Annotated in this window: 14 protein-coding genes and 1 pseudogene; 5 read left to right on the top strand and 10 right to left on the bottom strand. The window is 43.2% G+C overall.

The genetic code is table 11. From position 1 onward, the window contains the following. Nucleotides 1-32: 32 nt before the first annotated feature. Both BHV83_RS14920 and BHV83_RS14915 read left to right on the top strand, forming a co-directional pair. Nucleotides 33-1,232 (top strand): pyridoxal phosphate-dependent aminotransferase, encoded by a 1,200-nt coding sequence (locus BHV83_RS14920; RefSeq protein ID WP_005646142.1) that lies wholly within the window; start codon nt 33-35, stop codon nt 1,230-1,232. 65 nt (nt 1,233-1,297) lie between these two features. Beyond that, nucleotides 1,298-2,542: an ABC transporter permease gene (locus tag BHV83_RS14915; protein ID WP_005640790.1), complete on the top strand. Its 1,245-nt coding sequence runs from the start codon at nt 1,298-1,300 to the stop codon at nt 2,540-2,542. A 32-nt stretch (nt 2,543-2,574) separates the two neighbouring features. On the opposite strand, the gene BHV83_RS14910 is transcribed toward BHV83_RS14915, so the two are convergent. The 8 genes from BHV83_RS14910 to hisH all read right to left on the bottom strand — a co-directional run bounded on the left by BHV83_RS14910 (nt 2,575) and on the right by hisH (nt 10,179). Then, on the bottom strand, nt 2,575-3,753 hold the full coding sequence (locus BHV83_RS14910) for a glycosyltransferase (protein WP_005640792.1): 1,179 nt from the start codon (nt 3,751-3,753) through the stop codon (nt 2,575-2,577). Nucleotides 3,754-3,932: 179 nt separating this feature from the next. Next, complete coding sequence (gene lysA / locus BHV83_RS14905) at nt 3,933-5,093, bottom strand: diaminopimelate decarboxylase (protein ID WP_005650907.1); 1,161 nt, start codon at nt 5,091-5,093, stop codon at nt 3,933-3,935. Between the two features lie 176 nt (nt 5,094-5,269). Further along, on the bottom strand, nt 5,270-6,589 hold the full coding sequence (locus tag BHV83_RS14900; protein WP_005640795.1) for an aspartate kinase: 1,320 nt from the start codon (nt 6,587-6,589) through the stop codon (nt 5,270-5,272). 64 nt (nt 6,590-6,653) lie between these two features. After that, entirely contained in the window at nt 6,654-7,331 is a 678-nt protein-coding gene (locus BHV83_RS14895) for a cell division ATP-binding protein FtsE (protein WP_005640796.1), read from the bottom strand. A gap of 5 nt (nt 7,332-7,336) precedes the next feature. Next, nucleotides 7,337-7,933 carry a bifunctional phosphoribosyl-AMP cyclohydrolase/phosphoribosyl-ATP diphosphatase HisIE gene (hisIE, locus tag BHV83_RS14890; protein ID WP_046452381.1) on the bottom strand — a complete coding sequence of 199 codons (597 nt, stop codon included), beginning with the start codon at nt 7,931-7,933 and terminating at the stop codon, nt 7,337-7,339. Nucleotides 7,934-8,088: 155 nt separating this feature from the next. Further along, the gene (gene hisF / locus BHV83_RS14885) at nt 8,089-8,844 is read right to left on the bottom strand and encodes an imidazole glycerol phosphate synthase subunit HisF (RefSeq protein ID WP_005640798.1); all 756 of its coding nucleotides are present in this window, start codon (nt 8,842-8,844) and stop codon (nt 8,089-8,091) included. Between the two features lie 18 nt (nt 8,845-8,862). Next, complete coding sequence (gene hisA / locus BHV83_RS14880; RefSeq protein WP_005640799.1) at nt 8,863-9,582, bottom strand: 1-(5-phosphoribosyl)-5-[(5-phosphoribosylamino)methylideneamino]imidazole-4-carboxamide isomerase; 720 nt, start codon at nt 9,580-9,582, stop codon at nt 8,863-8,865. 6 nt (nt 9,583-9,588) lie between these two features. Continuing rightward, nucleotides 9,589-10,179: an imidazole glycerol phosphate synthase subunit HisH gene (gene hisH, locus BHV83_RS14875; RefSeq protein ID WP_122205862.1), complete on the bottom strand. Its 591-nt coding sequence runs from the start codon at nt 10,177-10,179 to the stop codon at nt 9,589-9,591. Between the two features lie 796 nt (nt 10,180-10,975). Here hisH and BHV83_RS14870 point away from each other — a divergent pair. Continuing rightward, on the top strand, nt 10,976-11,182 hold the full coding sequence (locus BHV83_RS14870) for a hypothetical protein (RefSeq protein ID WP_286757669.1): 207 nt from the start codon (nt 10,976-10,978) through the stop codon (nt 11,180-11,182). A 350-nt stretch (nt 11,183-11,532) separates the two neighbouring features. Here the strand turns inward: BHV83_RS14870 and BHV83_RS14865 are convergent, their stop codons facing one another. Together BHV83_RS14865 and BHV83_RS14860 are read right to left on the bottom strand one after the other, a co-directional pair. Continuing rightward, complete coding sequence (locus BHV83_RS14865; RefSeq protein WP_286757668.1) at nt 11,533-11,916, bottom strand: hypothetical protein; 384 nt, start codon at nt 11,914-11,916, stop codon at nt 11,533-11,535. Between the two features lie 61 nt (nt 11,917-11,977). Continuing rightward, entirely contained in the window at nt 11,978-12,454 is a 477-nt protein-coding gene (locus BHV83_RS14860; RefSeq protein ID WP_286757667.1) for a hypothetical protein, read from the bottom strand. A 119-nt stretch (nt 12,455-12,573) separates the two neighbouring features. Here BHV83_RS14860 and BHV83_RS14855 point away from each other — a divergent pair, with 119 nt between their 5' ends. Beyond that, a complete protein-coding gene (locus tag BHV83_RS14855) occupies nt 12,574-13,089 on the top strand; it encodes a hypothetical protein (protein ID WP_286757666.1) in 516 nt (171 codons plus the stop codon). Continuing rightward, nucleotides 13,073-13,258 (top strand): annotated as a pseudogene (locus tag BHV83_RS14850) (hypothetical protein); the annotation flags it as partial. The gene BHV83_RS14855 and the pseudogene BHV83_RS14850, both read left to right, overlap by 17 nt.

Below are 13,258 nucleotides of genomic sequence, written 5' to 3'. Positions count from 1 at the left end.
TTGTCTCATTCTAAAAACAAACCGTAATAGTAATGCCTAATATTTCACAACGAGGAGTCGATATGCCGGCTTCCCCAATTCGTAAACTTGCCCCGTTGGCTGATGCTGCCAAACAGAGAGGTGTTCATGTCTATCACTTGAATATCGGTCAGCCTGACCTGCCTACCCCGCAAGCGGCATTGGATGCGATCCGGACGATCGATCGATCGGTGTTGGAATACAGCCCTAGTCAGGGATATCGTAGTTATCGTGAAAAATTAGTAGGATATTATAAGAAGTATGATATAAATCTCGTGGCGGATGATATTATCATTACAACAGGTGGTTCGGAAGCCGTATTGTTCGCTTTCCTGAGTTGTCTGAATCCTGGTGATGAGATTATCGTGCCAGAGCCTGCATATGCCAACTATATGGCTTTTGCCATTTCGGCGGGGGCGGTGATCCGTACGGTGACGACAACGATCGAGGAAGGTTTTTCCCTACCAAAAGTGGAGAAGTTCGAAGAGCTGATCAATGAGCGTACTAAAGCGATCCTGATCTGTAACCCTAATAATCCGACCGGGTATTTATATTCCCGCCGTGAAATGAACCAGATACGAGATATTGTAAAGAAATATGATCTTTATCTTTTCTCGGATGAGGTGTACCGTGAGTTCATTTATACTGGTTCGCCTTATATCTCGGCTTGTCATTTGGAAGGGATTGAGCAAAATGTTGTACTGATCGATTCAGTTTCCAAGCGCTATTCGGAGTGTGGTATCCGTATTGGTGCGTTGATCACGAAGAATGCAGAGGTCCGCAATGCCGTTATGAAGTTTTGCCAGGCTCGTCTGAGTCCGCCTCTGATCGGCCAGATTGCTGCTGAGGCTTCTCTGGATGCTTCCGAAGAATATGCCCGTGAGACGTATGATGAATATGTCGAACGGCGTAAATGTTTGATCGACGGCTTAAATCGTATTCCGGGGGTATATTCCCCGATTCCGATGGGAGCTTTCTATACGGTGGCAAAGTTGCCGGTGGATGATGCTGATAAGTTCTGTGCTTGGTGCTTGAGTGACTTCGAATATGAAGGGCAAACGGTCATGATGGCTCCGGCTTCTGGTTTCTATACGACTCCGGGGTTGGGGAAGAATGAAGTCCGTATGGCTTATGTTCTGAAAAAAGAAGATCTGGCGAAGGCACTCGTGGTGCTTCAGAAGGCGCTGGAGGCATATCCGGGAAAAACAGTATAAATGAATTACAATGAACAATTGACAATTAAAACTAGTCAATCCAAAATCCTCAATTCTCAATAGCTTTGAGCCTAGAATATTTTATAGCAAAACGCATCTATTTCAGCAAAGAGGGGGACCGGCAGGCTACTCCTCCTGTTGTTCGTATTGCTATGATTGGAATAGCCTTAGGACTGGCTGTTATGATCCTTTCGGTGGCTATAGTCATTGGTTTTAAGAAGGAAATTCGGAATAAAGTGATCGGTTTCGGCTCACATATCCAAATCACGAACTTTGATAATAATGCTTCTTACGAATCGACTCCAATTGCAGTGAGCGATACGCTCCTGGAGCATCTGAAAACCTTTCCCGGCATTACGCATGTGGAAGGTTTTGCCACGAAGCCGGGAATCTTGAAAACCGACAGTGATTTCCAGGGGATCGTGCTGAAAGGTGTAGGCCGGGACTATGACTGGACTTTCTTTCGTAATAATCTGAAAGAGGGTGAGCTGTTTATCCTTCCTACCGATAAGGTGTCTACGGATGTGTTGCTCTCCCGTTATCTGGCTAATCTGTTGGGGCTGAAAGTTGGAGATTCCTTTTTGACTTATTTTGTGCAGGACGAAGTGCGTGCTCGTAAATTCCGTATAACGGGTATTTATGAGACGGGTTTTGTTGATTATGACAAGTTGTTTGTGATAGCTGATATCCGCCAGATACGCCGCCTGAATGGTTGGGCGCCTGACGAGGTGAGCGGTTTGGAATTGCAAGTGGATGATTATGACCACCTGGACAGGGTTGCTGAAGATTTGTATTTTGATATTGCTGAGAAGCAAGACCGGAATGGTAACACATACTATACCCGCTCCATCAAAGAACTGAATCCGATGATATTCGACTGGCTGGAGGTGCAGGATATTAATGTGGTGGTGATTCTGATACTGATCCTTGCTGTTGCTGGCTTCACCATGATTTCGGGACTGTTGATTATTATCTTGGAGCGGACGAACATGATCGGTATTTTGAAGGCCTTGGGTGAAAATAACACCAGTATCCGCAAGATATTCCTCTATATATCCTTTTTCTTGATTGGCAAAGGGATGATATGGGGCAATGTAATCGGGATCGTACTTTGTCTTGTTCAATCTTATTTCCGTGTCGTAAAGCTTGATCCGTCCGTTTATTATTTGGATGCGGTTCCTATCGACCTGACCGTCTTTTCCATTGTTTTGCTGAACATCGGTACATTGGCCGCTGCTATGTTAATGATGCTTGGGCCTTCCTACCTGATAACCAAAATCCATCCGGCAAAAAGTATTCGATTTGAATAATAATATGCCAATTAGCACATTGGCATATTATTTCATGCCACATTATTTGTAAAATCTTTTTTCCCGTTGAACATCCTGTAAATGTGGATATATATGTCATAGACCGGTTGAGCGATTTCCAACAAAGGAAGCCAGGCGGTTAATGGCTTTTGTTGCAGGAGTAAGGCGGATTTTTTATAAACGAGTGCTTTGACTGTGAAGCGGAGGAATAAGAGTAATCCGGCCAATATCGAGAGCAGCCAGTTTCCTGAAAGCCCGACGATGAAAGTGGCGATTCCCGCAATCCAGAAGAACAGATAACCGATGGTTTCCATTCGGTAAAAAGTTAAGGAACCTCCTTTGTAAAAACGTTTGGTGGCGGCATGGGAGGTTTTTATCTCTCTCCAGGTTTCGGAATCTCCTACTTTGTTCATCTTAATGATGGAATCGGACGAGAGTTGTACCTGTGTATTGGCGGGATTCGAAACTTCATTGATGAACAGATCGTCTGCTCCGGCGTGAAGGTTGAGGGATCTGGCGTAACCTTTGTGGGCAAAGAACAGTTTCTTACGATAGGATAGGTTCCGGCCGTTTCCCGTGAAAGGATGGTGGGAGAGGGCTGAAGATATCATTTGCAACCCATTTGTCAGGTTATCATAGGCAATGAGCTTGTGCAGGAACCCTTTTGTATGCCGATACGCACAGAAACCTAAAATAATGTCCGTTTCGGGATTGTAGGAACCGGCCATTGCTTTGATCCATTTCGGACCGATCGGGCGGCAGTCCGCTTCGGTGAAAAGGAGGATGTCATGCCGGGCAGCCTTGATTCCCATAGTGAGTGCAAGTTTTTTATGGCTCAGGTATTGAGTGTCTACAGGCACATATGTGTAATAGAGGTTTTTGTATTCATTTGAAAAAAGTTTCAGAACGTCTTCGCTATTGGCATCGGAACCGTCGTTGACAACAATAATCTCATAATCCGGATAATCCTGGTTCAGCAATACCGGTAGATTATTGCGTAAATCTTCCGGTTCGCCGTGGGCATAGACAATGACGGAGACAGGTTGGGCATCCTTGTCTGCCGTGACACGTTCCGTGCTTTTGGCTGTTGCAGCACGTAAAGGGCGTGAATATGTGATCAGATAATAGAGTATTTGTATGATAAACAACACGCCAGTAATCCCGATTAGGAGTAATTCCAGGTCGGAGAATGTAAGTAAATTTTCGCTCATCGATATTAAATTGTCTTTGCTGATACAAATGTACGGAGGATTTTTGGATATTTATAACAAATACATCACCCGGACCACGGATACCACTTCAAAAGACGGTTTGATAAAATAATGGTCCATGCAAAAGCTTGTATGGAAAAGATTTTTGCATGGACCATTCTATAATGTTGAAATAGGGTTTACATCGTATCCGAGTAATGAGCTGTCGGTAATTTCCGACAGTTATATTGTGAGGCCATTACCTCGCCGTAAGCACCTGCAGAGCGGAGGGCGATCAGGTCGCCACGGTGGGCGCGGTTCAGTTCGACATCTTTACCGAACACGTCGGACGATTCACAGATCGGACCGACAACGTCATAAACTTCAACTTCTTCGTCGCTGGTGATATTCTCCATGCGGTGGTATGCATCGTACATGGCCGGGCGGATCAGTTCGGTGAAGCCGGCATCTAAAATACAGAATTTCTTTGTCTCGCCGACTTTTACATATAGTACTTTAGAAATCAGCGAACCGCATTGTGCGACGATGGAACGTCCCGGCTCGAAATGAACCTGCTGTCCCGGACGAAGTTGCAATAGTTTGTTGAACACGGCAAAATAGTTGTCGAATGCCGGGATAGGCAAATGATTCGGGTGATAATAATCGATACCGAGACCGCCACCGAAGTTCAGATTCTCAACTTTTATTCCACGCGCCTCCAGCTCTTCCTGAATTTCATTGACACGGATTACCAGGCCACGGAAAGCAGCCATATCTGTAATTTGTGAGCCGATATGGCAATGGATGCCGATCAATTTGATATGTTCCAGACGGCAGACTAAATCTAACACCTGTCCGAGCTGGCTCAAATTGATACCGAATTTGTTTTCCTTCATACCAGTCGTGATCTTGGCATGTGTATGAGCGTCTACTTCCGGGTTGATACGAAGGGCGATCGAGGCCACTTTGTTTTTGGCGGCAGCCAATTCTTCCAAGATTTCCAGTTCGGCAGCCGATTCTACGTTGAAGCAGAAAATATCGTTGTCCAGTCCTAAATTGATCTCCCAGTCTGCTTTGCCGACACCGGCATAAACGATTTTTCTGGCAGGGAAACCTGCATCGAGTGCCGCCTGTATTTCACCGCCACTCACACAGTCGGCTCCCAAGCCATATTCTGCAATAATAGACAAGATGCGGGGATTGGCGTTTGCCTTGACTGCATAGTGGACATGATAGCCATACTTTCCGGCTTCCGTTTTTACCGTATTAAGTGTTTCTTTCAACAACGTTATATCGTAAAAATAGAACGGAGTTGCCAGTGATTTGAACTTTTCTGTAGGAAATGTACCTTTTAATATCATTTTTTTCGAATTTCTTTTGGTAATTAAAAAAGTATATCTATATTTGTAGCACGTAAATTTTTTCATAGTTAAGGTTTTGGTTGGAAAGGGTCATCTGTGAAGACGGCCCTTTCTTTTTTTATTTTCTTATGAAAAAGGATGGCGTATTGATTGATTCGATACGCCATCCTTTTTGTTTATGCTTTATTGTTGAATAAATGATCGCTTAATGCTTGCAATGCCCTTGTTTTGTCGGAGGCTTTAATGAGGAGCGAGACGTTGTAGTTGCTGCCTCCGTACGAGATCATTCGTACCGGGACGTCCTTCATCGCTTGGACAATCCGAGCTTCGAAACCAACATTATCCCATTCCAAGTCACCTACCACACAAACGATAACCATATCTTCGTCTACCGTGACCGTTCCATACTTTTTCAGGTCGTCCACGATCTCTTCCAGATGCTTGCGGTTGTCGATCGTAACGGAAACACCTACTTCGGAAGTCGTTACCATGTCGATAGGAGTCTGGTAGTTTTCGAATATTTCGAATACTTTTCGTAGGAATCCAGTAGCCAACAACATACGGCCACTCTTGATCTTGATGGAAGTGATATTGTCTTTTGCGGCGACAGCTTTGATTTTCCCTTTTTCCGTCATGTTGGAGATCATGGTGCCCGGAGCTTCCGGCTGCATCGTGTTTAACAAACGAACAGGAATATTGTTCAGCTTGGCCGGCAGGATGCAGGTCGGATGCAGGATCTTGGCACCGAAATAAGCTAGTTCGGCTGCTTCTTCAAAATGCAGATGGCGGACTGGCGATGTCTTTTCAACAATACGCGGATCGTTGTTGTGCATGCCGTCTATGTCTGTCCATATCTGGATTTCTTCTGCACCGATAGCCGCGCCGATCAGAGAGGCGCTGTAGTCGCTGCCACCACGTTGCAAGTTGTCGATCTCGCCGTAAGCATTTCGGCAAATATAGCCTTGTGTTATGAAGAGGTCTGCATCCTTGTGTCCGTCTAATAGCTTGATAAGCTTTTCTTTAATGTACACAGGATCCGGTTCCGCGTTCTTGTCTGTACGCATATAATCCAGTGCCGGAATCAGAACGGAGTTTATGCCGCATTCGTTCAGATAGAGGTTCATCATACCGGTAGAGATCAGTTCGCCTTGGGCCAGGACAACTTTTTCTTCGAACAACGTGAAAAGATCCTTTGTAAACGTGCGGATATGGTCGAAATGATGTTTTATCAGTTCTTTGGCTTTCTGCTTATATTCGTCAGTGCTGTAGAGTTCTTCGATATGGCCATAATATTTCTGAGCCAGTTTATTGATGACCTCGTTTGCTCCGTCAGGGTTTTTCTTGTACAAGTAATCCGAGATTTCAACCAATGAGTTGGTCGTACCGGACATGGCAGACAAGACTACAATGTTACGTTCTCCCGTAATCAGTTTTGCTACATCTTTCATTCTCTGTGCAGATCCCACAGAAGTACCGCCAAACTTTAAAACTTTCATTTTCTTTTACTATATTAATTTGTTCTTCTTCACTTTAAATGCGTGTGCAAAGTTACATAAAAAATTATTCTCCAACATCACTTAGGCAGGCATTCTCACATTTTACTATACGCGCGGGATAGTTATGTACCAGTGTGTAGTTGTGAGTCGTCATGATGACAGCCGTTCCCTTGCGGCAAATGTCGTGTAGCAGCTGTACGATTTGTCCGCTTGTCTCCGGGTCCAGGTTTCCGGTAGGTTCGTCTGCAAGGATCAAAACCGGATCGTTCAGTAATGCGCGGGCGATCACGATACGCTGTTGCTCGCCACCCGAAAGCTCGTGCGGCATCTTATACCCTTTATCTTGCATCCCGACTTGAAAAAGCACGTTGTTGATGCGCTCGTTTATCTCGCTTTTCTTTTTCCATCCGGTCGCTTTTAGGACGAATTCGAGATTTTTGTGTACCGAACGATCGGTAAGAAGCTGGAAATCTTGAAAGACGATCCCTAATTTCCTGCGCAGGTAAGGAATGTCTTTCCGTCTCATCTTGCAGAGATTATAGTCCAACAACCATGCGTCCCCTTGATTGATGGGAATTTCGCAATACAAGGATTTCAACAGGCTGCTCTTGCCAGAACCGACTTTTCCGATCACATACACGAATTCTCCATTGTGGAGTGTAAAGGATGCCCTGTGAAGGATCACATTCTCTTCACGGCAGATATCTACTTTATCCAGTTTGAGCAGGGTTGTCTCTTCCATTGTTATTATCCTTTATGTCTGCTTTTTAATTCGCGTGCGAGGTCTTCGATGCGAAGTCCTTTGCTTGTCAATAATACGATCAGGTGGTAGAGCATGTCGGCTGCTTCGTAAACGAGACGGTCGTCTGTCCCGTTAGTGGCTTCGATAACTGTTTCGACGGCTTCTTCGCCTACCTTCTGTGCCATACGGTTGATGCCTTTCTGAAACAGGGTAGTGGTGTAGGAACCTTCCGGCATTTCCTGGCGGCGCTGTTCGATGAAGTTCTGCAAATATTTAAGGAACATGATGTCTTCCACATTCTTTTCGCCGAAACAAGTATCAGCGCCAGTGTGGCATACGGGACCGGCGGGAATAGCCTTGATCAACAGTGTGTCGTTGTCGCAATCGGCAGCAATGGTGACTACCTGCAGAGTGTTTCCGCTGGTTTCACCTTTCATCCAGATACGGTTTTTCGTACGGCTGAAAAATGTCACTTTACCGGTAGCTTTTGTTTCTTCGTAAGCTTCTTCGTTCATAAAGCCCAACATCAATACCTTGTTTGTGTTGTAGTCCTGAACGATGGCGGGAATCAGGCCGCCCATTTTTTCAAAATCTAATTTCATTTTTTATCTGACTATTATATTGTTCTTAATTCATCCGTATGCAACTTTTTGTTCTTCGGCATTCGTTTCTGGTTTTATAGGCATGGAACTACAGTTTCACTTGCCTGGAACGAGAGTTTCCTTCTATAGGGAACGGTTACTCTCTGCCGTGGCCATCAGAGGCGGACGTTGATCCCTTCTTCGTGGAGATACTGTTTCAAAGCTCCAATGCCGATTTCCCCGAAATGGAATACGCTTGCCGCTAACGCCGCATCCGCCTTCCCTTGGGCGAATGTGTCGCGGAAGTGTTCCATTTTTCCGGCTCCTCCCGATGCGATGACTGGAATGTGCAGGTTGTCGGCCAGCATAGCTAACGCCTCATTGGCGTAACCGTCTTTCACGCCGTCGTGTGTCATGCTGGTAAACAGGATTTCTCCGGCTCCCAGGCTTTCAGCTTCTGCCGCCCACTGGAAGAGATGTTTTTCCGTCGGAATACGTCCGCCGTTCAAGTAGCATATCCAGTCGCCCATTTCGAAATTGGCGTCGATGGCGACCACACATACCTGGCTGCCGAAGTTCTTAGCAATCTCTTCGATCAGTTTCGGATTGCGCAGGGCTGCCGAGTTGATGGAAACCTTATCGGCTCCGGCACTCAACAGGCGGTCCACATCTTTCAGCTCGTTGATGCCGCCGCCAACTGTGAAAGGGATGCTGATATTGGCCGCAACCTTCTTTACCAGTTCCGTAAATGTCTTACGCCCTTCGTGCGAAGCAGTTATATCCAGATATACCAATTCGTCTGCTCCCTCCCGGCTGTATTGTGCACCCAGTTCGACCGGGTCGCCGGCATCGCGGAAGTTTACGAAATTGATTCCCTTAACGGTTTTTCCATCTTTTATGTCCAAACAGGGTACTATTCTCTTGGCAAGCATATATAATCATTATTTTTATCAGGTGAAACGGATCAAGTCTTTCAGCTGTATCTTTCCCTCGTAAATCGCTTTACCGAAGATGACAGCCGGAATACCCGCTTCAGCCAGTTTCTCAATATCTTGTATAGAACTGATACCTCCACTGGCTATCAGATAAAGCAGAGGTATTTGTTCCTGTATCTCTTTATATAATTCGATGGCAGGTCCTTGCAGCATACCGTCGCGATTGATGTCCGTACAGATTGTCTTCGTGATACCATTGTCGTAATAATCATGGATGAAAGGGATCAGTTCTTTGTCTGTCGTCTCTTCCCATCCGCTTATCGCGATTTTTTTATCTTTGACGTCTGCTCCGAGGATGATTTTTTCCGGACCGAACTTGGTGATCCAGGAAGTGAATATTTCCGGATTCTTCACAGCGATGCTTCCGCCCGTAACCATCTGCGCACCACTTTCGAAAGCAATTTCCAGGTCTCCTTCCTGTTTCAGTCCGCCTCCAAAATCAATTATCAGCGAAGTACGTGTCGCCAACCGTTCCAACATACGATAGTTGATGATCCGCCCTTGTCGCGCTCCGTCTAGGTCTACCACATGCAGACGTCTGATGCCATGATCTTCAAACATCTTGGCTACTTCCAGAGGATCTTCGTTGTACACTTTCTTGGTGTTGTAATCACCCTGGGTGAGGCGTACGCATTTCCCGTCGATCATATCTATTGCCGGAATCAACTCTATCATATTACATTATAGTTTTAAAAAGTTACTTAATATAACCTCGCCGACCGAACCGCTTTTTTCTGGGTGGAACTGGGTCGCATAGAAATTGTCTTTATGCAGGGAAGCACTGAACGGAAGGATATATTCGGTTGTCGCGGCGGTGTATTCGTTTACGGGTACATAATAACTATGTACGAAATAAACAAACTTGTTCTCTAATTGTTTGTTGAACAGCCCGCCTTTAACGTTCGTAATCGTGTTCCATCCCATGTGCGGAACTTTATCCATGTGTTGCTGCGGGATGAAACGTTTTACTTCTGTATCGAAAATGCCTAAACAATTCGCATCTCCTTCTTCCGAATGGCGGCACATCAACTGCATGCCGAGGCAAATTCCTAAAACAGGCTGCTTCAATCCTTTTATAATTGTATCTAAGTTATGCTCTTTCAAGTGCTCCATTGTGGTATGTGCTTCACCGACACCTGGAAAGATTACTTTGTCTGCTTTACATAACAGTTCCGAGTCTGCTGTGATTGTAGCTTCGACTCCCAGTCTTTTCAGTGCGTAACTCACAGAATAAATATTTCCGGCATTGTATTTGATAATGGCGACATCCATTGTTGTTGCTTCCTTTTTTATGTTGAGCTGCAAAACTAACAAATTATCATGACATATAGATGTCTGCTTTATGAAAAGTTGCAGAATAGATGTTATTTGTGATAAACTGGCTGGTTTATTGTATGGTTTTCTCAAATCCCCGTTGGCCCAGAAATAGTAACTTTGTCTTGTAAGGATACTGCAAAATATGGTCTTCATCGGCCAGCTTTGTTCTTTTATATATTTTGAAAAACAACTGTCATACCTATCACTAATTTCCTTTTATCAATTGAATATCAATAGACACAAGCAATGATAGTAGGTATGATGGATGCCTATTCCATCTATCATACTATCACTAACCACCTGTCTGATAATTTTTTTCACATTACTTATTTTCAATAACATAATAAGTATAAGGGGCAATACGAAAAGTAAAAGTTCAGTAAATATAAAATAGCACGTAGATAAAAGGATGTCAGACAGTTATGATAAATCAATAAACAGCATGATTCAATACGAAAAGTACAAGTAGGTTTAATTGAGTTGATGTTTATGTTAAATATGTGAGTGAATTTGGGAGGTTTTGAAATGGTATTTGAATTCGATGTTAATTAAGAATGTATGATCACATGAATTGGGCTGATTCTGCCTATTGAAGGGCTGATTTGTGGATAGCATATTCATGAGTCCAGTGTGTGATAAAAGAGGCTTTATACGGTCTCTTTTTTGTTGGTGACACAAAATAGATATTAATAAAATTATTCCATATACTTACTATTTGGTATATTTGTAGCTCTAATTATTCAAAATGATTATGACGAAAGTAATACATGTACATTTGATATTTGAGAAAAAGAATTATTATTTTGGCTCGATTTCGGCGATATTTGACGTGCTCAGTGAAGAGGAAATAGGAATTACCAAAAGTAGTTTATTGCATGCCGGTATGACCGATGGATGCTGTAAAATGACCAAACGAGCCATGATTATACAATCGCATTTGATAAGATGTAGTAAATAACTGTTTTACTTGTACTTAAGTCATACTTTAAAGGCTTAAATCATTTTAGGCGGTGTCCCGATCATTAACAGATTGAGACATCGCCCTTTTTGTGACTTAAAATGGCGTTATTTCAACTTAGGGGGACACTTAGGGGGACACTTAGGGGGACATCTGGCTTTGTTTTTTGAACTCTTTCGATACTACATAAGTGGTTAATTATTGCAAAAAAGCATGTTAAATGCCGTTTTCGTTACCCCTTATTTTGTGTTTACCGTGTATCCATATTGATACTTTTTATTGACTATTAAATAGTTAGCCTAGTAGATGTTGTCTAAATATACTAAAATGATTGCTTTTGAGATATCTTTTTACCTAAATACGTTGTAAATCCTATTATCACAATCAATAGTAAAAGAAGACTCCCCGATAGCTCTCAAATAAATATCATACTCATTATTTATCTTTTCGATCATATTAAGCTTATATGCCTCGGCAGCAGTGTTAGAACGTATTAATTCTGCAAACGCTTTTGAGGATAGAATTTCTTTATAAAGAATTTCCTTAGCTTGTTCCTTTTGGTTGATAGTCATTTTGAGAGCAAAATCTTTACTCCAATTGCTCGCATTCCCTTTTTTTGATTCCAGTTTGTTTTTCAAATCCTTTACATCATTTGTCATTCCCCAAACCTTAAAAAATAATATAATTTGCAATACTGCAAAAACAATAATAATGATTGATGTTATCAATTCCATAATAAAAATAGTTTAATTGTTGATATTTAATGTTTTGAATTTTAATTATTGCCATATATTATTACTGTCCCACAAACTGGACATCCCCCAAGTCCACAGCATCGCTTTTGCGGATCTGGGTTGATCCAACGGAGGCAACATTTGGAAGAGGGGATAGTTGTAACTCCGCTATCTTTTCCTCCAATGTCTTTATTTGCTGTTTCAGGGCACCGATTTGCTCTATCAAATCCTTGTTTTCAGCCTTTTCTTCTTTGTACATTGTATATAATAAAGATTCTTCCATCGGCTGTGGAAGTGAATCTGAAACGTACTCGCCCGTGGGCGATGTAGATTCGGATTTTAGCATAGAACCTCGACCGGTAAGAAGCCAATCGGGATTAAGCTCAGGAAAAGCATAGAGAATTTTCTCGCATTTATCAGAACCTAAGTTATCCCCCTTGTCTAAAGAACCATTAGACAACTTCGTTGATTGGTAAAATTTATATTTACTAATCCCTTTTGTTTCAATAAATTGCCGCAATCTCTGAACAATCCCCATAATTTTATTAGAAAATTTACTCGTAAATATTTTGATATTAGAAGATTTACTACTAATATTGCACCGTGTAACAGGTTTACACGGCCATAAAAGTAGACAATTTTCAAATATTACACAATATGAATACAGGAAAACAATTCACGGTGGCTGAGAACCTAGTAGTGACGGTTGAGCCAAACAAGGAACATGAGTTTCTTATGTCCACAGCAGAAGTGGCAAAAGGGTATGGAATAAACGTCAACACTTTAAGAGGTCACAAACATGAACACAGGAATGAACTAATCGAAGGTAAACACTTTATCACCAGCGTTGGAAAAACAAATGCATTTGGAAATAAGTCGATTGCAACCTTTTGGACCAAGCGTGGCATCATCCGCCTCGGCTTCTTCATCAAGTCGGAGCGTGCAAAACTGTTCCGCGACTGGGCGGAAGACTTGGTGATCTTCGTGAGCGAACAGGCGGATAAGGCGCAGCAGCTATCCATTTGGCCGGAACCGGAGAAGCGGAAACATAACCGGCTGACCCAAGAACGCTTGGTTGACCTGCTGGCTGATGTCGCTAAGATCGACGATAAGGAACTGAGATTATCTATCGTAAATAAACTAATCAACACGCATCATGAGAAAAAAGATTGAGTTGGCCAATATGGCTGCCCGCGCTGAGATTTGCCGGGTGTTGGGAATTTCGAAAACGCTCCTTTCGTTAGCACTCAGTTTCAAACGTAATAGCCCATCGGCCCAAAAAGCACGGACGATGGCTTTGGAACGGGGTGGAATCCTAATGGAGGAGAAACCGATGTCTCGT

It is taken from the genome of Parabacteroides sp. merdae-related_45_40, from assembly GCF_001915675.1.
Note: the sequence above shows the minus strand (reverse complement) of the source record. Positions and strands in the feature narration are given on the sequence as shown.